This window comes from Pseudomonas algeriensis (assembly GCF_048847255.1).
In the GTDB taxonomy this organism is placed as follows: domain Bacteria; phylum Pseudomonadota; class Gammaproteobacteria; order Pseudomonadales; family Pseudomonadaceae; genus Aquipseudomonas.
In genome coordinates this window covers 209,886-232,581 of the sequence record NZ_JBKKRK010000004.1, presented here as the reverse complement: position 1 = coordinate 232,581, position 22,696 = coordinate 209,886, and the positions used below count along the sequence as shown (strand labels likewise).

The 22,696-nt window shown below is 63.2% G+C and carries 19 protein-coding genes and 1 pseudogene; 16 read left to right on the top strand and 4 right to left on the bottom strand.

Annotation, left to right across the window (positions count from 1 at the left end):
- Positions 1 to 115: 115 nt before the first annotated feature.
- The 13 genes from ACLK1G_RS08410 (at position 116) to madM (ending at position 15,148) form a co-directional block, all read left to right on the top strand.
- Entirely contained in the window at positions 116 to 6,043 is a 5,928-nt protein-coding gene (locus tag ACLK1G_RS08410; protein ID WP_420765018.1) for an Hpt domain-containing protein, read from the top strand.
- Complete coding sequence (locus ACLK1G_RS08405; RefSeq protein WP_420765017.1) at positions 6,036 to 6,497, top strand: chemotaxis protein CheW; 462 nt, start codon at positions 6,036 to 6,038, stop codon at positions 6,495 to 6,497. Before ACLK1G_RS08410 ends, ACLK1G_RS08405 begins: the two co-directional genes overlap by 8 nt.
- A gap of 157 nt (positions 6,498 to 6,654) precedes the next feature.
- Positions 6,655 to 7,284, top strand: coding sequence for a nucleotidyltransferase domain-containing protein (locus tag ACLK1G_RS08400; RefSeq protein WP_420765171.1), 630 nt, complete (start codon positions 6,655 to 6,657; stop codon positions 7,282 to 7,284).
- Complete coding sequence (locus ACLK1G_RS08395; protein WP_420765016.1) at positions 7,247 to 7,672, top strand: hypothetical protein; 426 nt, start codon at positions 7,247 to 7,249, stop codon at positions 7,670 to 7,672. Before ACLK1G_RS08400 ends, ACLK1G_RS08395 begins: the two co-directional genes overlap by 38 nt.
- 223 nt (positions 7,673 to 7,895) lie before the next feature.
- Positions 7,896 to 9,566, top strand: a complete 1,671-nt coding sequence (gene mdcA, locus ACLK1G_RS08390; protein ID WP_420765015.1) for a malonate decarboxylase subunit alpha — start codon at positions 7,896 to 7,898, stop codon at positions 9,564 to 9,566.
- Positions 9,567 to 10,442 carry a triphosphoribosyl-dephospho-CoA synthase gene (locus tag ACLK1G_RS08385; RefSeq protein ID WP_420765014.1) on the top strand — a complete coding sequence of 292 codons (876 nt, stop codon included), beginning with the start codon at positions 9,567 to 9,569 and terminating at the stop codon, positions 10,440 to 10,442. It abuts the gene before it with no gap.
- The gene (locus ACLK1G_RS08380; protein ID WP_420765013.1) at positions 10,442 to 10,741 is read left to right on the top strand and encodes a malonate decarboxylase subunit delta; all 300 of its coding nucleotides are present in this window, start codon (positions 10,442 to 10,444) and stop codon (positions 10,739 to 10,741) included. Before ACLK1G_RS08385 ends, ACLK1G_RS08380 begins: the two co-directional genes overlap by 1 nt.
- Positions 10,734 to 11,585 carry a biotin-independent malonate decarboxylase subunit beta gene (locus tag ACLK1G_RS08375; RefSeq protein WP_420765012.1) on the top strand — a complete coding sequence of 284 codons (852 nt, stop codon included), beginning with the start codon at positions 10,734 to 10,736 and terminating at the stop codon, positions 11,583 to 11,585. The genes ACLK1G_RS08380 and ACLK1G_RS08375 overlap by 8 nt, the downstream gene beginning before the upstream one ends.
- Entirely contained in the window at positions 11,582 to 12,385 is an 804-nt protein-coding gene (gene mdcE, locus ACLK1G_RS08370) for a biotin-independent malonate decarboxylase subunit gamma (protein WP_420765011.1), read from the top strand. Before ACLK1G_RS08375 ends, mdcE begins: the two co-directional genes overlap by 4 nt.
- A complete protein-coding gene (locus ACLK1G_RS08365; RefSeq protein WP_420765010.1) occupies positions 12,382 to 13,002 on the top strand; it encodes a malonate decarboxylase holo-ACP synthase in 621 nt (206 codons plus the stop codon). The genes mdcE and ACLK1G_RS08365 overlap by 4 nt, the downstream gene beginning before the upstream one ends.
- On the top strand, positions 12,999 to 13,919 hold the full coding sequence (gene mdcH, locus ACLK1G_RS08360) for a malonate decarboxylase subunit epsilon (protein WP_420765009.1): 921 nt from the start codon (positions 12,999 to 13,001) through the stop codon (positions 13,917 to 13,919). The genes ACLK1G_RS08365 and mdcH overlap by 4 nt, the downstream gene beginning before the upstream one ends.
- 66 nt (positions 13,920 to 13,985) lie before the next feature.
- Positions 13,986 to 14,378 (top strand): malonate transporter subunit MadL, encoded by a 393-nt coding sequence (gene madL, locus ACLK1G_RS08355; RefSeq protein WP_420765008.1) that lies wholly within the window; start codon positions 13,986 to 13,988, stop codon positions 14,376 to 14,378.
- A 5-nt stretch (positions 14,379 to 14,383) separates the two neighbouring features.
- Positions 14,384 to 15,148 carry a malonate transporter subunit MadM gene (madM, locus tag ACLK1G_RS08350; protein ID WP_420765007.1) on the top strand — a complete coding sequence of 255 codons (765 nt, stop codon included), beginning with the start codon at positions 14,384 to 14,386 and terminating at the stop codon, positions 15,146 to 15,148.
- A gap of 119 nt (positions 15,149 to 15,267) precedes the next feature.
- Here the strand turns inward: madM and ACLK1G_RS08345 are convergent, their stop codons facing one another.
- Positions 15,268 to 16,182, bottom strand: coding sequence for a LysR family transcriptional regulator (locus ACLK1G_RS08345; RefSeq protein ID WP_420765006.1), 915 nt, complete (start codon positions 16,180 to 16,182; stop codon positions 15,268 to 15,270).
- Positions 16,183 to 16,353: 171 nt separating this feature from the next.
- Between ACLK1G_RS08345 and trhA the strand changes: the two genes are divergently transcribed.
- Positions 16,354 to 16,971 (top strand): PAQR family membrane homeostasis protein TrhA, encoded by a 618-nt coding sequence (gene trhA, locus ACLK1G_RS08340; protein ID WP_420765005.1) that lies wholly within the window; start codon positions 16,354 to 16,356, stop codon positions 16,969 to 16,971.
- Here trhA and ACLK1G_RS08335 read toward each other — a convergent pair.
- Positions 16,959 to 17,882 (bottom strand): LysR family transcriptional regulator, encoded by a 924-nt coding sequence (locus ACLK1G_RS08335; protein WP_420765004.1) that lies wholly within the window; start codon positions 17,880 to 17,882, stop codon positions 16,959 to 16,961. The genes trhA and ACLK1G_RS08335 overlap by 13 nt on opposite strands.
- 105 nt (positions 17,883 to 17,987) lie before the next feature.
- Between ACLK1G_RS08335 and ACLK1G_RS08330 the strand changes: the two genes are divergently transcribed.
- Entirely contained in the window at positions 17,988 to 19,226 is a 1,239-nt protein-coding gene (locus tag ACLK1G_RS08330; RefSeq protein ID WP_420765170.1) for a D-amino acid dehydrogenase, read from the top strand.
- A gap of 23 nt (positions 19,227 to 19,249) precedes the next feature.
- Positions 19,250 to 20,152: pseudogene (locus ACLK1G_RS08325) on the top strand (transporter substrate-binding domain-containing protein).
- A gap of 115 nt (positions 20,153 to 20,267) precedes the next feature.
- Here the strand turns inward: ACLK1G_RS08325 and ACLK1G_RS08320 are convergent.
- Positions 20,268 to 20,987 (bottom strand): 16S rRNA (uracil(1498)-N(3))-methyltransferase, encoded by a 720-nt coding sequence (locus tag ACLK1G_RS08320; RefSeq protein ID WP_420765003.1) that lies wholly within the window; start codon positions 20,985 to 20,987, stop codon positions 20,268 to 20,270.
- An 88-nt stretch (positions 20,988 to 21,075) separates the two neighbouring features.
- Positions 21,076 to 22,482, bottom strand: a complete 1,407-nt coding sequence (locus tag ACLK1G_RS08315; RefSeq protein ID WP_420765002.1) for an adenosylmethionine--8-amino-7-oxononanoate transaminase — start codon at positions 22,480 to 22,482, stop codon at positions 21,076 to 21,078.
- Between the last annotated feature and the right edge of the window lie 214 nt (positions 22,483 to 22,696).

The window sequence follows — 22,696 nt, the reverse complement described above, 5'->3', positions numbered from 1 at the left end:
CCTGGCTACGGAGATCTTCTGTGGCGAGGGGATTTATCCCCGCTGGACGGCGAAGCAGTCCCAAAACACAAGGGCTGATCCGCTCTGGGGATATGACTGTTGATTTGGAGTGGATATGGGTGATCGGCACGACTACGTGGCCCTGGAGTGGGTCAAGGGCGAGATTGCCGAAACGCTGAGGCAGGCTCATCTGGCACTCAATCGTCCGGAGGACGACCCGCAGGCGCCGGATGCACTTGCCCTATGCCTGGCCTGTATCCATCAGGTCCACGGTGGCCTGCAGATGGTCGAGTTTTATGGCGCGGCGTTACTCGCCGAAGAAATGGAGCAACTGTGCATCGCGCTGCAGGACAATCGTATTGCCCACCGCGACGAGGCCGTCAGCCTGTTGCGCCAGGCCCTGGGCCAATTGCCGGCCTATCTTGAACGTGTGCAAGGCGCCCGTCGCGACCTGCCGCTGGTGGTGCTGCCGTTGATCAACGACTTGCGCAGCGCCAGGGGCGAAAGCCTGTTGTCGGAGACCAGCCTGTTCAGCCCGCAGTTGCCTGATGTCGCGCCCCTCAGGGATGACGCCTTGAAACGGCTCGAACCCGCCGACCTGCCAGGCACCCTGCGCAAGCTGCGCCAAACCTTGCAGGTCGCGTTGGTGGGGTTGTTGCGCGAACAAGACGACGCCACTCACCTCGGCTACCTGGCCAAGGTCTTCCACCGTTTGGAAACGCTGTGCGCCGGGGCGCCACTCAATGCGTTGTGGCAGGTCGCTTCGGCATTGGTCGAGGGCATGCGCGAGGGGCGCATCGCCAACAGCCCGGCGTTGCGCAGCCTGTTCAAGGATGCCGACAAGGAGCTCAAGCGCCTGCTGGTGCAGGGCATGCCAGGCGTCAATCAACCGGCCCCGTCACACCTGGTCAAGAGCCTGTTGTTCTATATTGCCAAGGCCGAACATCCCAGCGGGCAGATGCAGATCATGAAAGAACGCTACTCACTGGACGACGCGCTGCCCGACAGCGCCATGGTCGATGAGGAACGGGCCCGCCTGGCCGGGCCCGACCGCGATGCCATGCGCTCGGTGCTGGCGGCGCTCTGCGAGGAACTGGTCCGGGTCAAGGAACGCCTGGACCTTTTCGTGCGCAGCGATCGGCAGCACGTCACGGAGCTGGACAGTTTGCTGGCGCCCCTGCGCCAGATCGCCGACACCCTGGCGGTGCTGGGTTTCGGCCAGCCCCGAAAGGTGATCATCGACCAGTTGGCGGTGGTCCTGAGCCTGGCCCAGGGCCAACGCGAGCCGGATGACGCGACCCTGATGGATGTCGCCGGTGCCCTGCTCTATGTCGAGGCGACCCTGGCCGGCATGGTCGGCACTGTCGAGCCGGAGAGCCGCGAAGACAATCGTCTGCCGACCACCGACCTGACCCAGATCCACCAGATCGTCATCAAGGAAGCCCACACCTGCCTGCAGCAGGCCAAGGACCTGATCGTCGACTACATCGACGCGGACTGGAACAGCGAGCAGCTCCAGCCATTGCCGGCGCTGCTGACCCAGGTGCGCGGTGCGCTGGCGATGATCCCGTTGACCCGTGCTGCCAGCCTCGTGGAGGCTTGCCACGGTTTCATCCACGAGCACCTGTTGCTCGAGCATGCCCGACCGGGCTGGGAAGAGCTGGATCACCTGGCCGACGTGATTACCGGCCTGGAATATTACCTGGAGCGCTTGAGCGAAGACCCCCACAAGCCTGCCGAGAACCTGCTTGATGGGGTCGAGCGCAGCCTGGGCGCCCTCGGGTATTTCCCCGACGAAGCCCGCGTGCCGTTACTCGATGACGTGCTCAGCCCCAACGAAGCCCAGGTCATGCAGGATCTGCAAGAGCTGGACGACCCGCAGACCGTGCAATCCTTGGCCGAAGTCCTGGCCAGCCCGGTCTCGGCGGTCAACCCGCCGGCGAGAAACATGCCGGCCAGCCTGCTGCCGCCCCCGGCGGACGAAAGCCCGATAGACGATGAGCTGCGCGAGGTGTTCCTCGAGGAAACCGCCGAAGTGCTCGATGTCTTGAATGAGTACCTGCCGCGCTGGGCTGCCCATCCGGACGATCATGGCGCCCTCACAGAACTGCGCCGAGCCTTCCATACCCTCAAGGGCAGCGGCCGGATGGTTCGGGCGCTGATCCTCGGTGAGTTGGCCTGGGCCGTGGAAAACCTGCTCAACCGGGTGCTGGAACGCAGCGTGGAGCCGGGCGCTTCGGTCCGGCAGTTGATTGAAGAAACGGTGCAACTGCTGCCGGCCCTGGTCGCCGAATTCGCCGCGCACCGCCAATCCCAGCGTGACGACGTCGATCGTCTGGCGGCTCGCGCCCATGCCCTTGCCAAGGGCAGCGATGAAGACGATGACGACGAGCGAGACGTGACGGCTCTCGATCCGCTGCTCCTGAACATTTTCGACAACGAAGCCCAAGGGCACCTCGCCACGCTCGATCGCTTCCTTGATCAAGCCGCCGAACAACTGCCGTTGCAGGCCAGCGACGAACTGCAACGGGCGTTGCACACCCTCAAGGGCAGCGCATCGATGGCCGGTGTGCTGCCCATTGCCGAGCTTGCCGGGGCGCTGGACGAGCTGGCCCGGGAATACAAGGCGCATTCGCTGGCGCTGGACCTGGATGAGATTGAACTGTTGCTTGAGGGCGAGGGGCTGTTGCGACGCGGCCTGCGCCAGTTGCACAGCGAACCGTTGGCTTCGATAGCCGGTGCCGCCGATTTGATCCAGCGGGCCCGGGCGCTGCTGGCCGAGCGCTTGCAGGCGGCGGTTGGCGCGGCGGATCAAGGCGCGCGGACCAAGCGTGATCCGCAGTTGATCAATAACTTCCTCGCCCAAGGCATGGATATCCTGCTGGACGCAGAGAACCTGTTGCAGCGTTGGCAGCAGCATCCCGCTCAAAGCCAGGAATTGAGTGCCTTGCTCGATGAGCTGACCACCCTGGGCGAAGGCGCGCACCTGGCCGACCTGCACCCGGTGGACGAGCTCTGCGAAGCGTTGCTCGACCTCTACGGCGCGGTGGAGGAAAGCAGCCTCGCAGTCAGCGACGCCTTTTTCCAGGAAGCGCAACGCGCCCACGAAGCGTTGATCGACATGCTCGACGAGTTGGCGGCCGGCCAGCATGTGCATTCGCGGTCCGAGCGGGTGCAAGCCCTGCGCAAACTGCTCGAAGAGAGCCTCGACCCAGCCGCCACGGGGCTGATTCGCAGCGACGGCAGTCGCACGCTGAGCATCCGCGAGCTGGGGCAGGCGACCGCCGAAATGGAGCAGGGCGCGACCACCGATACCTCGTTCGACGACGACATCGCCTCGATCTTCCTCGAAGAGGCGCAGGACATCCTGGAAAGCGCCGCCCAGGCCTTGCAGCGCTGGCTCGCCGATCCGGACAACGGCGCGCCGCTGTCGTCGCTGCAGCGCGATCTGCATACGCTCAAGGGCGGCGCGCGCATGGCGAATATCCGGCCGGTCAGTGACCTCGCCCAGGAGCTCGAAAGCCTCTATGAGGGACTGGTGGATCGCCGCTACAGCTACAGCGAGGAACTGGCGCAACTGCTCGACAGCAGCCATGCGCGACTCGATCTTTTGCTCGGGCAGTTGCAGCAAGGCCAGCCACTGGGCGATCCCGTTGCGCTGATCGACGCTATCCACCGGTTCCGCCAGGACCGGCCGAACGCCATCGAGACACCGGGGGCGAGTCCGAGCGATGCCACGGGGCATGACCCGGAGCTGCTGGAAATCTTTCTCGAGGAGGGTTTCGACATCCTCGACAGTTCCGGCGCTGCTTTGCTGCGCTGGCAGGAAGACCCGGGCAACCGCCAGGCCGTGGAAACCTTGCTGAGGGACCTGCATACCCTCAAGGGCGGCGCACGGATGGTGGAAATCGCCCCCATCGGCGATCTCGCCCATGAACTGGAAAACCTTTACGAAGGCCTGTCGGCGGGTCTGCTGCAACCGGGCCCCGAGCTATTTGTCCTGCTGCAAAGCAGTCATGACCGACTGGCGCAGATGCTCGACGCGGTCCGCGCAGGGCAGCCGTGTCCGCCAGGCGATCGGTTGATCGCGCGGATCCACGCGGTGGGCCATCCGCAGGAGAACGAGGCGCCCGAACCTGTTGCAACACCGGAGCCTGCCTCGATCCAGGCGCCAGCAACGCTGCCGTCGCGACCCGAGCCCGCAATGTCGGGCGACGGCGTGGACACTGTGAAGGTCTCCGCCGAATTGCTCGACGACCTGGTCAACCTCGCTGGCGAAACATCGATCTTCCGTGGCCGTATCGAGCAACAAGTCAACGACGCGCGTATTGCCCTGGGCGAGATGGAAACCACCATCGAGCGCATGCGCGATCAGTTGCGTCGCCTGGATACCGAAACCCAGGGGCGCATTCTCAGCCGCCAGCAAGCGGAAGCCGAGCGGTTGGGCTACGAAGAATTCGACCCCTTGGAGATGGACCGCCATTCCCAGTTGCAGCAATTGTCCCGGGCGCTGTTCGAGTCCGCTTCGGACTTGCTCGATCTCAAGGAAACCCTCGACCGCAGCAATCACGACGCGGAAAACCTGCTGCAACAGCAAGGGCGCATCAATACCGAACTCCAGGAAGGCCTGATGCGTACGCGCATGGTGCCGTTCGAGCGCATGGTGCCGAGACTCAAGCGCATCGTCCGGCAAGTCGCCCAAGAGCTGGGCAAGGACGTCGAGTTCGTGGTCGACAATGCCGAGGGCGAGATGGACCGCAACGTGCTCGAACGCATGGCGGCGCCTTTGGAGCATATGTTGCGCAACGCCGTCGACCATGGCCTTGAACCCGCCGATGTGCGTATCGCCGCCGGAAAGCCGGCCAAGGGGCGCATCAGCCTCGACCTGTCCCGGGAGGGGGGCGACATCATCTTCGACATTCGCGACGACGGTGCGGGAGTGCCACTGGACGCGGTGCGGCGCAAGGCGATCAAGCGTGGCTTGCTGGCGCCCGACAGCGACATCAGTGACCGTGATGTGCTGCAGTTCATTCTCCAGCCAGGCTTTTCCACGGCGGAAAAAATTACCCAGATTTCCGGGCGTGGCGTCGGCATGGACGTGGTCCACGAAGAGGTGCGGCAGTTGGGCGGCACGATGTCCATCGACTCGACGCCGGGGCAGGGTGTGCACTTTCGCATTCGCCTGCCGTTCACGGTGTCGGTGAACCGGGCGTTGATGGTGCAGTGCCATGAAGACCAGTACGCAATTCCGTTGAACACCATCGACAGCATCGTCCGGGTATTGCCCGCTGAACTGGACGGCTATTACCAGCTCGATCCGCCCACCTACACCTACGCCGGGCAGCGCTACGAGCTGTGTTACCTGGGGGAGCTGCTGAAAACCGCGGCCCGCCCGAAATTACTGGGGCAAAGCCAGCCCTTGCCGGTGCTGCTGGTGCAGTGCAACGAACGGCACGTCGCGGTGCAGGTGGACGCCACCGCTGGGACCCGGGAGATCGTGGTCAAGAGTCTCGGCTCGCAGTTCTCAGCGGTACGGGGCCTGTCCGGGGCGACAATCCTGGGAGACGGCCGGGTGGTGCTGATCCTCGACCTGCTGGCGCCGATCCGCGCCTTGCCGCACCAGGTGCCGCGCCGCCAGTTGTCTACCCAAAGTGAGAGCGAACCCCAGCGACCGCTGCTGATTTTGGTGGTGGACGACTCGGTGACGGTGCGCAAGGTTACCAGCCGCTTGCTGGAGCGCCATGGCATGCATGTCCTCACGGCCAAGGACGGAGTTGACGCCATGGCCCTGTTGAGCGAACACACGCCTGACCTGATGCTGTTGGACATCGAAATGCCGCGCATGGATGGCTTCGAAGTCGCCACCCAAGTGCGCAACGACCCAAGCCTGGCGCACTTGCCGATCATCATGATCACCTCCCGCACCGGCCAGAAGCATCGCGACCGCGCGATGACCATCGGTGTCAACGATTACCTGGGCAAGCCGTACCAGGAATCGGTGCTGCTCGACAGCATCGCCTACTGGAGCAAAAACCATGGATGAATTTCGCGCCAGTCATCTCACCGGGTTATTGCTGCCCTTGGCCGACCGGCATCTGGTATTGCCCAATGTCGCGGTGGCGGAGCTGATCGACTACCAAAGCAGCGCGTTCGACATGGACACACCGCCCTGGTTTCTGGGCTGGGTGAGCTGGCGCGAACGCCAGATCCCACTGCTGAGTTTCGAGTCGGCCTGTGGCCAGAAAACCATGATCGGCGAGCGCGCGCGCATCGTCGTGCTCAACGCCCTGGGCGGCCGCCCGGAGTTGCGCTTCATTGCCCTGCTGGTCCAAGGCATCCCGCGCTCCTACAAGCTCGACAGCCAGTTGAGCTACGTTGACGTGCCGCTGTGCGGGCTGGAGCAGGCCGCCGTGCAGGTCGGGGAACATGTGGCGAAAGTACCGGATCTGTTGGCGTTGGAGGAGCTGGTGATTGCCGCGGGGTTGGTCATTGTCTGAGCCCTGCCATGGGGGCCAGCTGCTCCCGCACAAATGGCCCTGTTTATAGGTCCTAATAAGGGACTTTTGAGTCCCTTTATGAGACCTCTAACAACGAGGCTTGCATGGTCCTAATAAGGGACCTATCGTTCCCTCTTTGAGACCTTTGGCTTTTTTCATGAAACCTCTCTCTCTCGGTGACGCTTTGTTCACCACCACTCAACAGCGTGTCTTGGGCTTGTTGTTCAGTAAACCGGGTCAAAGCTTCTACGCCAATGAAGTTGCCCGCTGGGCTCAAATAGGCAAGGGCAGCCTCATGCGTGAGTTGGAACGTCTGCAACGCTCAGGCGTGCTCACCATGACTCGTCGGGGCAATCAAACCCATTACCAAGCCAACCCACATTGTCCTATTTACGCCGAACTGTTGGGCATTGTGCGGAAGACCATCGGCATCGCCGAACCGTTGCGCCAGGCATTGGAGCCTTTTTCAGACCGACTGTGCTGGGCATTCGTCTATGGCTCCATCGCCAAGGGCCAGGCCAACACATCCAGTGACATAGACCTCATGCTGATCGGCGAAAACCTGCACTACAGTGAAGTCATGGAGCGGCTAATGCCCCTGGAAGAACAACTGGGCCGCCCCCTCAACCCTACGCTCTACACGCCCCAGGACTGGGCAGCAAAATTTGCGGCCGGCAACAGTTTCGTTGTGCGGGTAGCGCAGCAGGACAAGATCGATTTGCTGGGTGAAAACCCTTTGGAAACCACGGATGGACAAACACCAAAACCTGGAGAACCTGTTACATAGCGGCGGCCTGAAAGCCGAACCACCCGATCGCCAGGAATGTGAGGGGCTGATGCGTTCAGCCGTGGATCGCTTGAAGGATGCCCAAACCATTCCCCTTTCTTTCGCCAGCCGGTTTGACTTGGCATATAACGCCGCCCACGCCTTGGCGCTTACGGCGCTGCGCTTGAGCGGCTATCGGTCGGACAAGCGTTATATGGTCTTCCAATGCCTTATCCACACGGCGGACGTCAGTAAAGTACAGGTCCGGTTATTCGCGTTGTGCCATGAACGGCGCAACCTTGCCGAGTACGAGGGGTATATGGATGAAGATGATGCACTTCTTATCCAACTGATTGAGAGTGCTGCAGAACTGCTGGATCGGGTTCGGCAATTGATGGACAGGACTTGATATGCGTGGCGAGGGAGCTTGCTCCCGCTGGGCCGCGAAGCGGTCCCAAAAGCGACGACTGCTGCGCAGCCGAGCGGGAGCAAGCTCCCTCGCCAATGAAGCATTGTCCGCTGCGGCATTCAACCATTACTCCAACCGTAACGATCCGCCGCCGAGCTTGATTGATGCCCTCGCCGCAACACTCCTAAGGTAAGCCCCACGAAAGCGAACCCGTGGAGTGGTCATGACAACAACAATATCCCCCGACTCGCGATGGACGCGGCGGCGCAGCGAAAAGCAGCGGCGCCTGACGTTGGTCAAGGACCTTGCCGATGGCGTGGTGTTGCCCACCGATAACATCGTTGCGGCGTTGGAGGCATTGATCTTGCCCGGCGACCGTGTGGTGCTGGAGGGCAATAACCAGAAGCAGGCGGATTTTCTTTCGCGCTCCCTTGCCAAGGCCGATCCATCGAAGCTGCACGACCTGCACATGATCATGCCCAGCGTCGGCCGTTCCGAGCACCTGGACCTCTTCGAGCGTGGCATCGCTCGCAAGCTGGATTTTTCCTTTGCCGGCACCCAAAGCCTGCGCATCAGCCAATTGCTGGAAGACGGCCTGCTGGAAATCGGCGCGATCCACACCTACATCGAACTCTATGCCCGGCTGGTGGTGGATTTGATTCCCAACGTGGTGCTCTCGGCCGGTTTCATGGCCGACCGCGCCGGCAACATCTACACCGGCCCCAGCACTGAAGACACCCCCGCGCTGATCGAGCCGGCGGCTTTCAGCGATGGCATCGTCATTGTCCAGGTCAACCAATTGGTGGACGACGTCAGCGACCTGCCCCGTGTGGACATCCCGGCGTCCTGGGTGGATTTCGTGGTGGTGGCCGACAAGCCGTTCTACATCGAGCCGCTGTTCACCCGCGACCCGCGCCACATCAAGCCTGTGCATGTGCTGATGGCGATGATGGCCATCCGTGGGATCTACGAAAAACACAACGTCCAATCCTTGAACCACGGCATTGGGTTCAACACGGCCGCCATCGAATTGATCCTGCCGACCTACGGCGAATCCCTCGGCCTCAAAGGCAAGATCTGCCGCAACTGGACCCTCAACCCGCACCCGACCCTGATCCCGGCCATCGAAAGTGGCTGGGTCGAAAGCGTGCATTGCTTCGGCACCGAACTGGGCATGGAGAACTACATCGCCGCCCGGCCCGACGTGTTCTTCACCGGCCATGACGGCTCGCTGCGTTCAAATCGCATGGTCTGCCAACTGGCCGGGCAATACGCGGTGGACCTGTTCATCGGCGCTACCCTGCAAGTGGACGGCGACGGTCATTCCTCCACCGTGACCCGTGGCCGACTCGCCGGTTTTGGCGGCGCGCCGAACATGGGCCACGACCCGCGCGGCCGTCGTCATGGCACCCCGGCCTGGCTCGACATGCGCCACGGCGACGGCGAAGCGCCGCTGCTCGAGCGCGGCAAGAAGCTGGTGGTGCAGATGGTCGAGACGTTCCAGGAGGGCGGCAAACCGACCTTCGTCGACACCCTCGACGCGGTGGACGTGGCGAAGAAGGCCGGCATGCCCCTGGCGCCGATCATGATCTACGGCGACGACGTTACCCACCTGCTCACCGAAGAAGGCATCGCCTACCTGTACAAGGCCCGCTCCCTCGAAGAGCGCCAGGCGATGATCGCCGCCGTGGCCGGGGTGACGGCCGTCGGCTTGCGCCATGACCCGAAAGACACCGCGCGCATGCGCCGCGAAGGGTTGATTGCCTTGCCCGAAGACCTCGGTATCCGCCGCACCGACGCCACCCGCGAGTTGCTCGCGGCCAAGAGCGTGGCCGATCTGGTGGAGTGGTCCGGTGGCCTCTACAACCCGCCCGCCAAGTTCAGGAGCTGGTAAATGCGCGCCTTGAATCTGCAACCCAAGCCAATTTCCCTGGCTGAACGTCTGGCCGACCTGGCGGTGGACGCGTTGATCGATGAGGCCGACCTCTCGCCGAAACCGGCGCTGGTGGATCGGCGCGGCAGCGGTGCCCATACCGATCTGCACTTGGGTCTGATGCACGCTTCGGCGTTGTCATTGTGGCCAGCCTTCAAGGAAATGGCCGAAGCCGCCCTCGACTGTGGCGAGATCGGCCTGCCATTGCGCGAAGCCCTGGGCCGCATCGGCCGCGACGGTGAAGCCGCGATGCTCGCCACCACGGGTGGGGTGAATACTCATCGTGGCGCGATCTGGGCCTTGGGCCTGTTGATCGCTGCGGCGGCGCTGAAGCCTGAATCCAACGTCGCGGGCGCCGTCACCCTACGCGCCGCTCGTCTGGCCTTGCTCAACGACCGTTATGCGCCCCAACCCTTGAGCCATGGCGTCCAGGTCGCCCAGCGTTACGGCGTACGCGGTGCCCGGGAAGAAGCGCAGCTGGCGTTCCCGGCCGTCACCGGCCTGGGCCTGCCGCAACTCAAGCGCAGCCGCGCGGCTGGGGCGGGCGAACAGAACGCCCGGCTCGATGCCTTGCTGGCGATCATGACCACCCTGGCCGACACCTGCGTGCTCTACCGCGCCGGCGAAGCGGGGCTGCAAGCCATGCAACAGGGCGCCAAAGCGGTGCTCGACGCCGGTGGCAGCGCGAGCCTGGTGGGTCGCCGCCAACTCCATGCGCTGGACCAACAATTGATCGCCTTGAACGCCTCGCCCGGCGGCGCTGCCGACCTGCTTGCCGCCTGCCTCTTTCTCGACCGTATCGAGCGCGGCGATGACCTCTTTCCAGGAGTGTGCTGATGGAAACCTTGTCCTTTGAATTTTCCGCCGGACAGCCGCCACGAGGCCGGGCGCTGGTGGGCTGCGTCGGCTCGGGCGATCTGGAGGTGCTGATCGAACCGGGGCTGGCGGGAAAATTGACCATTCAGGTGCAGACCTCGGTCAATGGCAGCGAGCAACGCTGGCAGCATTTGTTCGCCCGCATGTTCGACGGCCAGACGCCCCCGGCGATGAACATCGACATCCATGATTTCGGCGCCACCCCAGGCGTGGTGCGTCTGCGCCTGGAGCAAGGCTTCGAGGAGATCGGCCATGACTGACAGCGCAACGCTGCTCAACAAGCACAGCTTCGTCGAACTCGGTGCCCGGCAACGGGCCAAGGCCTTGCTCGACGAGGGAACATTCCGTGAACTGCTCGACCCCTTCCAGCGCGTCATGTCGCCATGGCTGCTGCGCCAAGGCGTGGTGCCGCAGAGCGACGATGGCGTGGTGATCGCCAAGGGCACGCTCGATGGCCTACCGGTGGTGATCGCCGCCATCGAAGGTGCGTTCCAGGGCGGCAGCCTCGGCGAAGTCGGCGGGGCAAAAATTGCCGGTGCGCTGGAACTGGCGGCTGAAGACAACCGCAAAGGCATCGCGACCCGCGCCGTGCTGCTGCTGGAAACCGGCGGCGTGCGGTTGCAGGAGGCCAACCTCGGGCTCGCGGCGATCGCCGAGATCCACTCGGCGATCGTCGACCTGCGCCAGTTCCAACCGGTGATCGGCGTGGTAGCGGGCAGCGTCGGCTGCTTTGGCGGCATGTCGATTGCCGCCGGGTTGTGCAGTTACCTGTTGGTGACCCAGGAAGCGCGGCTGGGGTTGAACGGCCCGCAAGTGATCGAGCAGGAGGCCGGCATCGACGAGTACGACTCCCGCGATCGTCCGTTCATCTGGAGCCTGACCGGCGGCGAGCAGCGCTACGCGACCGGGCTGGTGGACCGATACGTTGCCGATGACGTCGCGCAGATCCGTCGGCAGGTCGGCGAACTGTTGCACCTGGGTGTGCCCGACGAGCACCGCAGCGGTCAGGCCGATTTGTTCCTGCAACGCCTGGCCCGCCTGGACACCGACGTGCAAATCGAACCGTCAGCGGTTCGCCAGCTGTATCAGGGAGAACGCCCATGAGTTCGTATTCAATGAGAGGCGCGCGCTGGTTCGAGGCCTTGAGCGGCGGCGCTAAACCGTTGGATGGCTTGCCTGCTTCGCTGCAAGTGGCCGACGTCCAACTGGGCGAACAAACCGCACGTTTGATCGCCGTGGTGGCCGATCCCGACAACCGTTTTCCTCGGGCGCGCAATGGCGAAGTCGGTTTGCTCGAAGGTTGGGGCTTGGCCAAGGCGGTGGACGATGCCATCGAAGCCGACCGCAACGCGCCTCGCAAACGTGCGCTGATCGCCATTGTCGATGTGCCCAGCCAGGCTTATGGCCGTCGCGAAGAAGCCCTCGGCATTCACCAAGCACTGGCTGGCGCGGCAGACAGTTATGCCCGCGCCCGATTGGCCGGGCACCCGGTGATTGGCTTGCTGGTGGGCAAGGCGATGTCCGGCGCGTTCCTGGCCCACGGCTACCAGGCCAACCGGCTGATTGCCCTGCGCGACCCGGGGGTGATGGTCCATGCCATGGGCAAGGCCTCGGCGGCGCGGGTGACCTTGCGCAGTGTCGAAGAACTTGAAGCCCTGGCTGCCAGCGTGCCGCCGATGGCCTATGACATCGACAGCTACGCCAGCCTGGGTTTGCTCTGGGAAACCTTGTCGGTTGAGCAGATCGAGCAACCGACGGCAGCGGATCTGGGGCGGGTGACTGATTGCCTGCAACAGGCGATCAACGACGTGGCGGGTGCGCCTCGGGATCTGAGCGGGCGTTTGGGCGCGGCCCATCGCGCAGCTTCCAGCCAAGTTCGCCAGTTGTTGAGGGCGCAGTGGTGAGCACGTTCCTGGCCCATGACCTGCTCTGGGGGATGACTGCCTTGCAGTTGCCTGCGGATGCGCCGGATTGGGCTGTCGAATCGCTCGACCTCGGGCAGCCGGTGGTGGTGCGTCGAGCGCTCACCTTGCCCGGGCACGTCGCGGTGGGCCTGCGCGGCTCCTCCCGGGAACAGCGTTACGCCGCGTCGATGCCTGTGGTTGCGGTCCAGCGCCGGGTACGCCCGGAAGATCTTTGTCATGTCGAATGCCGTCGTGACCTGCCTGCGCTGATCGCCCTGGCGCAGCTCCGCCCCTTGCTCGACGCCAGTGGTTGGGTCTGGGGCGTGAGCGGCAGCGCCGGGTTCGAATTGGCCACGGGTGTCGAGGCGCTGCATGAACGCAGTGACTTGGATTTGATTCTGCGCGCGCCGCGTCGTCTGAATCGTCTCCAGGCCAAGGAACTGCTGGCGCTGTTGGATGCCTCGGTCTGCGCCGTGGACATGCAGTTGCAAACGCCTTGCGGCGCCGTCGCCCTACGCGAGTGGGCGGGTTCGTCGCGTCGGGTCTTGCTCAAGGATGATGTCCAGGCGCGCCTGGTGAGCGACCCTTGGCAATCTTCAGTGGAGCAGGTCGCGTGAGCAGCCTTTTCGTCTTTCCCGGCCAGGGTGCGCAGCGCGTGGGCATGCTCCATGGGTTGGCACCGCTGATCCTCGAAGAGGCGGGGGATGTGCTGGGTGAAGATGTATTGCGATTGGACAGTGCCCAGGCTTTGCAATCGACTCGCGCCGTGCAGCTGTGCCTGCTGATCGCAGGCGTGGCGGCGGCTCGTCGGTTGCTTGAGCAGGCTCGCGCTCCGGACTACGTCGCGGGGCTGTCCATTGGTGCTTATCCGGCGGCGGTCGTGGCTGGGGCGCTGGATTTTGCGGATGCGCTGCGCCTGGTCAGCCTGCGGGGCGAGCTGATGCAGCAGGCGTATCCACGAGGCTACGGCATGACGGCGATCATCGGCCTGGACCTCGCGGTGGTGGAGACCTTGCTTGCCCAGGTACACAGCGAAACAGCGCCGGTCTACCTCGCCAATATCAATGCCGATAACCAGGTAGTCATCGCCGGCAGCGACGAAGCCATGGGCCTCGTCGCCGAAAAGGCCCGGCGTCAAGGCGCGGGCAAGGCTTGCCGGCTGGCGGTCAGCGTGCCGTCCCATTGCCCGTTGCTGGATGCACCGGCCCGGACGTTGGCCCAGGCATTCGCCGACGTGCCGTTGAAGGCGCCAACATTGGGCTACCTCAGTGGCAGCCGCGCCCGGCCGATGTTCAAGACCGATGCGCTACGCGACGATCTGGCGTTCAACATGTGCCGTGTCGTCGATTGGCGCGGCACGGTGCAGAGCGCCTATGAGCGTGGCGTGCGCCTGCAAATCGAATTGCCGCCCGGCGCGGTGCTCACCGGGCTGGCGCGCCGGGTGTTCGAGCAAGGCACTGTCATGGCGTTTGATGGCGCGCGGCTGGATACGCTGCAAGCGCTACTGCATGAGGAGGGACGCCGCCAACCCTAGACACCGACTCAAGCTGGCGAAGCACAAAAACAACAACTTCGACGATGCATTTTGAGGATTACGACAATGATTATCTACGGTGTGGCGTTTCTGGCCTTTTGTACCCTGGCGGGTATTTTCATCGGTGAGCTGCTGGGCAAATTGATCGGCGTGCCGGCCAATGTCGGCGGTGTCGGCATTGCGATGCTGCTATTGATCGGCCTGGGCAGCTATCTGAACAAGCGCGGCCTGTTCAAGGGCAAGTCTGAAGCTGGCGTGGAATTCTGGAGTGCCATCTATATCCCGATCGTGGTGGCGATGGCGGCGCAGCAAAACGTCTATGGCGCGCTGAAAGGCGGGCCGATGGCGATCCTGGCCGGGACCCTGGCCGTGGCGATTGCCTTTGCGTTGGTACCGGTGCTGGTGCGCATTGGTAACAAGGACCCTCAATCCAACGTGTCCGTGAAAACGGTCGGGTGATCGCCATGTACGAATCCATGATGAAAGTCATCACCGGCTACGGCCTGATCAGTGGTTTTGCGATTGTCGGGATCACCATGTGGGTGTCCTACTGGATGAGTAACACGTTCACCAAAGGTCGCCTGCATGGCTCGGCCATCGCGATCCTGCTGGGCCTGGTGCTTTCATACATCGGCGGGGCCATGACCGGCGGGCAGAAGGGCGTAGTGGACATCCCGCTGCTGTCCGGGATCGGCTTGCTGGGTGGCGCGATGCTGCGTGATTTTGCGATTGTCGCCACGGCGTTCGGTGTCAGCGTCGAGGAGCTCAAGCGCGCCGGCTTCGTGGGGATACTGGCTTTGTTCGTCGGGGTCGGGACTTCATTTATCGCCGGTGTTGGGGTGGCGATGGCCTTCGGTTACACCGATGTGGTGAGCCTGACCACCATTGGCGCCGGGGCGGTGACCTATATTGTCGGGCCGGTGACCGGGGCAGCGATTGGCGCCAGTTCCGAGGTGATGGCGCTGTCCATCGCCGCCGGGTTGATCAAGGCGATCCTGGTGATGGTGGCGACGCCGTTCGTGGCGCCCTTCATCGGCCTCAACAACCCGCGCAGCGCGGTGATCTTCGGTGGGCTGATGGGTACTTCCAGTGGCGTAGCCGGCGGCCTGGCGGCGACCGATCCGAAGCTGGTGCCGTATGGTTGCCTGACGGCTGCGTTCTACACCGCGCTTGGCTGCTTGCTCGGGCCTTCGCTGTTGTTTCTGATCATGCGCGGGTTGATGGGGTAGGGCTTAAGCTCTTCGCTAACTACGCTGGCGCCATCGCGAGCAGGCTCGCTCCCACTTTGGATCGGTGTTCACAGATCCCCTGTGGGAGCGAGCCTGCTCGCGATGGGCGCGGCTCGGTTTCAAGCCAGGCGATTGGCATACATCCGGCACTCCGCCAACAGCGCCAGCAGGTTCGGGTCGCGCTCCTTGGCTTTCAAAAAGACTACGCCGATGTGCTGCTGCAACCGGTACTTTTCCTGCAACGGGATCAGTTTCACCCGGTTTTCGTACACCGCCGCGATCCTGCCCGGCAGCAAGGCATAGCCTACCCCGGAGCTGACCATGCTCAGCAGGGTGAAGATGTCGTTGACCTGCATCGCCACCTTCGGCTCGAACCCCGCCTGCTTGAATACCCGAACGCCGTCCTGATGCGTGGCGAAGCCTTGGGTCAGGGTGATGAAGGTCTCGTCGCGCACTTCGGCCAGGTCCACTTCGCTGCGCTGGGCGAAGGGGGAGTCGGCCGGCGTGGCGAGGAAGATGTCATCGGAAAACAGCTGGATCTGCTCGCAGTCCGGGTCGTTGACGCTGTCGTCCAGCGACACCAGGATCGCATCGACTTCCATGTTCTTGAGCTTGTACAACAGGTCGATGTTGGAGCCCATGATCAAGTCGATATTGAGCTCGCTGCGGCGGATCTTCAGGCCCATGATCAGCTGCGGCACGGTCTTGACCGTCAATGAATACAACGATCCCAGCTTGAAACGCTCGGCGGAAAAACCAGCCGCCTCACGGGTCAGGCGCACGCTTTCGATCACGTCCTGGATCAATTTCTGCGCACGCTCTTCCAATACATAGGCGCTTTCCAGCGGCGTGAGGTTGCGGCCCTCATGCTTGAACAATGGACAACGCAGGGCGCTCTCCAAGGAGTGAATGGCCCGGTGCACGCTGACGTTGCTGGTTTGCAGATCGGCCGCCGCCCGTGCCAGATTGCCGGTGCGCATGAAAGCCAGGAACACCTCGAGTTTTTTCAGGGTCAATTCTTCGTCGATCAGCATGGGAGGCAGACTCTTATTCGTATGGGCTGATTGTGCCCGAACCTGCCTTTGTGGGAGGGGATTTATCCCCTCGCCACACCTGCTATATCGCAATTTGAAAAGCAATTCATTGCAGTTTCAGGCGCCAGGCCTGAGCCTTGGCGCCAGTTTCGGAATGTGGGGTGGGATTGGATGTATCACGGAGAACGACTCAACGCCTGGACGCACCTGGTTGGGGCTGTCGCGGCGTTTATCGGCGCGGTGTGGTTGTTGGTGATTGCCGGGATGGCCGGCGATCCCTGGAAGATTGTCAGCGTGGCAATCTACGGGTTCACCTTGCTGGCGCTCTACAGCGCCTCGACGGTTTATCACAGCGTGCGCGGACGCAAAAAAGAAATCATGCAGAAGGTCGATCATTTTTCGATCTACCTGTTGATTGCTGGCAGCTACACGCCGTTCTGCCTGGTGACCCTGCGCGGGCCGTGGGGCTGGACGTTATTCGGGATTGTCTGGGGACTGGCCCTGATCGGCATCCTGCAGGAGATCAAGCCACGCTCCGAAGCGCGGGTCCTCTCGATCGTCATCTACGCGGTGATGGGCTGGATCGTCCTGGTGGCGGTCAAGCCGTTGTTGGCGGCGCTGGGTAGCACCGGGTTCGCCTGGCTGGCCTCGGGCGGCGTGCTCTACACCGTGGGCATCGTTTTTTTCGCGCTCGACCAACGCCTGCGCCATGCCCATGGCATCTGGCATTTGTTCGTCATTGCCGGCAGCCTGCTGCATTTCGTGGCGATTCTGTTCTACGTGCTTTGAGCACTTGTAAACAGACGGTCCAGTTGCGCCTGGGCCTGGCTGGCGAAAATCTCCAGCAGGGCACCCATTGTATGGGCTGGGGCCTCGTTGGCCCGGGTCACGGCGTACAAGGAAATGGGCAGCGCAGGTGACATCGGGCGGATGGCCGTGCGGGTGCGCGAAGCGCCCAAGGCCGTGAACGGGTCGATCACCGCCAGCCCGGCACCGGACTCGACCATGGCCCGGGCCAGTGAATACGTCTGCACGGCGATGTTGATGCGCGGCGGCGGTTCCACTGACTTGAGATAGCCGTCCAGCCTGGCCGATAGCGGGTCGGTGCTGGACAGGCCGATCAACGGCGCATCGGCCAGGGCCTGCAATGGCATGGGCGTGCCGATGGCCATTTCGGGCCAGTGCCCGCTGGGCGCCAGGGCCACCAGCACGCCGCTGGCGAGGGGCTGGGCCTTGAGGCCGGGGTGATCGGGCGGTTGCAAAGTCAGGGCGACGTCGATCTCACGCATCAGCAGGTTTTGCATCAATTCGCGGCTGTGGGCGCTGGATAATTCGCACACGATGTCTGGATACAGTCGGGTCCAGTGATGGATCGCCGCCGGCATCAGCGACAAGGCCAAGGCTGGCGTGGCGCCGATCCGCAGGCTGTGGCCGGGCTCGCGGCGCAGGCTCTGGGCCAGGCGCCGAACGCCTTGCAGGCTTTCGCTGACCTTGTCGACCTCGCGTTCCAGTTCCAGCGCTTCGGGCGTGGCCTGCAGCTTGCCGCGCACCCGCAGGAACAGCGCAAACCCCAGTTGCTGTTCGGCATGCTGCAACACCTTGGTCACGGCCGGCTGGGAGACGTGCAACAACTGCGCCGCCCCGCTGATGGAGCCGGTCTGGCGGATGGCCTGGAAAATCTCGATATGACGAAGGCGCATGGCAAGTCCATAACCTTTGTTTATAGGAGGCCCATCTTTATTCATTGTTCGAACGCTGTCATCCGATCCTAACCTTGACCCATTCAAAACAGGTGTGGGATGAACATGGCTCAGCGGGTTTGCATCATCGGTGGAGGCGTGATCGGGTTGGCGACGGCTTACGCGCTGGTCCGCGAAGGCGTCGATGTCACACTGGTGGAAGCCCGCGACGCGTTGGGCAGCGAAACCAGCTTCGCCAATGGCGGGCAGTTATCTTATCGCTACGTCACGCCGCTGGCGGATGCCGGGGTGCCGTGGCAGGCCCTTGGCTGGATGTTGCGCGCGGACTCGCCACTCAAGCTGCGCCCACGCCTCGACCCGGCCCAATGGCGCTGGATGGCGGCGTTTATCGCCGCGTGCCGGACCTCGGTCAACCGCCGCAACGGTGAACACCTGTTGCGTCTGGCACTGCTGAGCCAAGCGACATTGCAGACCTGGCGTGAAGAGGATCGCCTCGACGGCTTTGATTGGCGGCGCAACGGCAAATTGGTGACGTTTCGCAATGCCAGCCATTTCGCACACGCTCGGCGGCGGGTAACGGATCCTGCTCAGCAGGTACTGGGCCACGCCGATTGCGCGAGCCTGGAACCCGCATTGGCCGACGTGCCGTTCGCGGGCGGGATCTATACGCCGGACGAGGAGGTTGGCGATTGCCATGGCTTCTGCCAGCAATTGGCGGCGCGGTTGCGGGCTTCGGGGCGTTGCGAGTTCCTGTTGGGGCGTGCGGTGACTGCTATCCATCATGCCAACGGTGAGGTGCAGGCTATCGACCTGGGCGGCCATCGCCTGGACGTGGACGCCTTGGTGATCGCCGCTGGCCACCGCAGCGCAGCGCTGGCGTTGCCTGGCGTACGAATGCCGTTATACCCGCTCAAGGGCTACAGCCTGACGGTCCCCATCGACTCCCGGCACCGAGCGCCGGACCTGAGCATCACCGACTATGACCGCAAGGTCGTCTACGCTCGCATCGGCAAACAATTGCGAGTGGCGGCGATGGTGGACATTGTCGGTTTTGACCCGGCACCGGACCCCAGGCGCCTGGCCTTGATCCGCCGCCAGGCCCTGGAAACCTTTCCACAGGCCGGGGACTACGAACGCGCCGTCGAGTGGGCGGGCATGCGTCCGGCCACGCCCAGCGGCGTGCCCCTGATTGGCGCCACCGGCTATCGCAACCTGTGGCTCAACCTGGGCCATGGCGCCTTGGGCTTTACCCTGGCCTGTGGCAGCGGCCGCTTGCTCAGTGAACTGATCCGCCAACGTACACCTTCCATCGACATGCGAGGCCTCGCGCCCCGCGCCGCCTGACCCACCCGCAACGGAGAATAACAATGCAAAGAATCACGTTGATCGGCTGCACCCTGAGCCTGCTGTTGAGCGCCCCGGCATTCGCCAACGAAGCGCCGCCGGCCGGCACGCTGGACAAGATCGCCAGCAGCAAGAGCATCACGCTGGGTTATCGCGACGCCTCGGTGCCGTTTTCCTATGTGGGGGACAGCAGCGGCAAACCGATGGGCTACTCCGTGGAGCTGGCGAGCAAGATCGTCGAGCGGATCAAGCAGCAACTGGCGCTGCCGCAACTGAACGTGAAATACAACCTCGTCACTTCCCAGACCCGCATCCCACTGGTGCAGAACGGCACCGTGGACCTGTAATGCGGCTCCACTGGCGTAACGGCCGAGCGGCAGAAGCAAGTGGCGTTTTCCTACGGTTTCATTTACGTGAAGGGCCAGTTGCTGACGGCCAAGGACAGCGGCATTCACAGCTTCGCCGACCTGCGGGGCAAGAACGTGGTGACCACCGCCGGCACCACCAACGAGCGGTTCCTCAAAAGCTACAACCTGGACAACAAGGTCGAGATGTTCGTCATCAGCGCCAAGGACCACGGTGAAGCCTTCCAGATGCTCGAGACCGGTCGGGCGGCGGCGTTCTACATGGACGACGCGCTGCTCTATGGCGAACGGGCCAAGGCGCGCGATCCACACAAATGGGTCGTGGTCGGGGAAGAGCAGTCGCGGGAAATCTACAGCTGCATGGTGCGCAAGGACGATCCGCAATTCCTGGCGCTGGTCAACGCGACCCTGGCGGACCTGTACAAATCAGGAGAAATCAACACCATCTACGACCGTTGGTTCCAGAAGCCGATCCCGCCGAAGGGGCTGAATCTGGAGTTCCCGATGACCAGCGAGTTGAAGGCGATCATTGCCAAGCCGACGAGCGATCCGGTGCAGTAGCTGTCATGTGCCGGTGAGCCCTTGCTCGCGATAGCGCCGGATCAGTCAGCATCGATGTTGACTGGCCCACCGCCATCGCGAGCAAGCTCGCTCCCACAGGGATCTACATTCGGCTTCAGAAATCCCCCCACAACTGCTGCGCCACCGCCAGCGCCACCACCGGAGCGGTTTCGGTGCGCAGCACGCGGGGGCCGAGGCGGGCGGCGTGGTAGCCGGCGGCCTTGGCCTGCTCGACCTCGCCATCCGACAACCCGCCCTCGGGGCCGATCAAGAACGCCAGGGACGAGGGCTTGGCATGGCTGGTCAGCGGATCGGCCACCGGGTGCAACACCAGTTTCAATTCGGTGTCGGTCTGCTTCAGCCAGTCGGCCAGCAGCAATGGAGGGTGGATCACCGGCACGGTGGAGCGCCCGCATTGCTCGCAGGCGCTGATCGCCACCTGGCGCCAATGCAGCAGACGCTTGTCGGCGCGCTCGTCCTTGAGGCGCACTTCGCACCGCTCGGTGAAGATCGGCGTGATCTCGGAGACTCCCAGCTCGGTGGCCTTCTGGATCGCCCAATCCATGCGCTCGCCCCGGGACAGGCCCTGGCCCAAGTGAATGCGCAACGGCGACTCGGCTTGCCCGGCAAATTGCTCGTCGAGCTGCACGCGCACGCGTTTCTTGCCGACCTCGGCCAGGGTGCCACGAAACTCCTGGCCCGAGCCATCGAACACCTGCACCGCATCGCCCTCGGCCATGCGCAGCACCCGGCCGATGTAATGGGCCTGGGCTTCAGGCAACTCGTGATCGCCAAGGCTCAGGGGGGTGTCGATGAAGAAGCGGGACAGTCTCATGTGGAGTCTCTGAAAAGTTAAATCTGTGGCGAGGCGACGTTTCGCTAAATCCCCTCACCACAACAGTGTTTCAACAGGAGGCCGGGATTCAGCCCGGATCGCGATAACCCGGATGGAAGTCCTTCGGCACTGCCACGCTAACCTTTTCCCGGGTGGCAATGTCGATGCCTTCGCTGGCCACTTGCGCCAGGAAATCGATCTGCTCCGGCGTGATGACATAGGGCGGCAGGAAATACACCACGCTGCCCAGCGGCCGCAACAATGCACCGCGCTCCAGGGCATGCTGGAACACTGCCAGGCCACGCCGTTCCTGCCACGGATAGGCGGTTTTGCTGGCCTTGTCCTTGACCATCTCGATGGCCAGCACCATGCCGGTCTGGCGCACTTCGGCCACGTTCGGGTGATCGGCCAGGTGCGCGGTGGCGCTCGCCATGCGTTGGGCCAGGGCCTTGTTGGTTTCGATGACGTTGTCTTCTTCGAAGATATCCAGCGTTGCCAGGGCTGCGGCGCAGGCCAGCGGGTTACCCGTGTAGCTGTGGGAATGCAGGAAGGCGCGCAGAGTCGGGTAGTCGTCGTAGAACGCGCTGTACACCTCGTCGGTGGTCATGCATGCCGCCAGCGGCAGGTAGCCGCCGGTCAGTGCCTTGGACAGGCAAAGGAAATCCGGGGTGATGCCGGCCTGCTCACAGGCAAACATCGTCCCGGTGCGACCGAAGCCGACAGCGATTTCATCGTGGATCAGGTGTACGCCGTAGCGGTCGCAGGCTTCGCGCAACAGCTTCAGGTACACCGGGTGATACATGCGCATGCCGCCGGCGCCCTGGATCAGCGGTTCGACAATCACGGCGGCGACGCTGTCGTGGTGTTCGGCGAGGGTCTGTTCCATGGCCGCGAACAGGTTTCGCGAGTGCTCTTCCCAGCCCATGCCCTCGGGGCGGTGGTAGCAGTCGGGGCTGGGTACCTTGATCGTGTCCAGCAGCAACGCCTTGTAGGTTTCGGTGAACAGCGGTACGTCGCCCACCGACATCGCCGCGATGGTTTCGCCGTGGTAACTGTTGCTCAGGGTGACGAAGCGTTTTTTGTCCGGCCGGCCGCGATTGATCCAGTAGTGAAAGCTCATCTTCATCGCCACTTCGATGCAGGACGAACCGTTATCGGCGTAGAAGCACCGGGTCAGTCCTTCAGGCGTCATCTTCACGAGACGCTCGGACAGCTCGATCACCGGCTGGTGGCTGAAACCGGCGAGAATCACGTGCTCCAGTTGATCGACCTGATCCTTGATGCGCTGGTTGATGCGCGGGTTGGCGTGGCCGAAGACGTTGACCCACCAGGAACTCACCGCGTCGAGGTAGCGCTTGCCTTCGAAGTCTTCCAGCCACACGCCTTCGCCGCGCTTGATGGGGATCAGCGGCAACTGTTCGTGATCTTTCATCTGCGTGCAGGGGTGCCACAGCACCGCGAGATCGCGTTGCATCCACTGGTTATTCAGGCCCATGTACAGTCTCCTCGAGGCGGCTCGCGGCGGGCGCGGGCAAAACAATCGCGCAAGCCTATGCAATGGCGGCCCCGCGGACAACCCATTGTGTCATTCACGCGACTTTGGGCCAGGCGATAGACGTCGCTGGCGGCGCTTTGATGGCTGACGTATTCTTCGCCGTTCCGTGAGCCGACTGGCTCGAAAGACCGAGAGCCGACTGGCTCAAAAAACC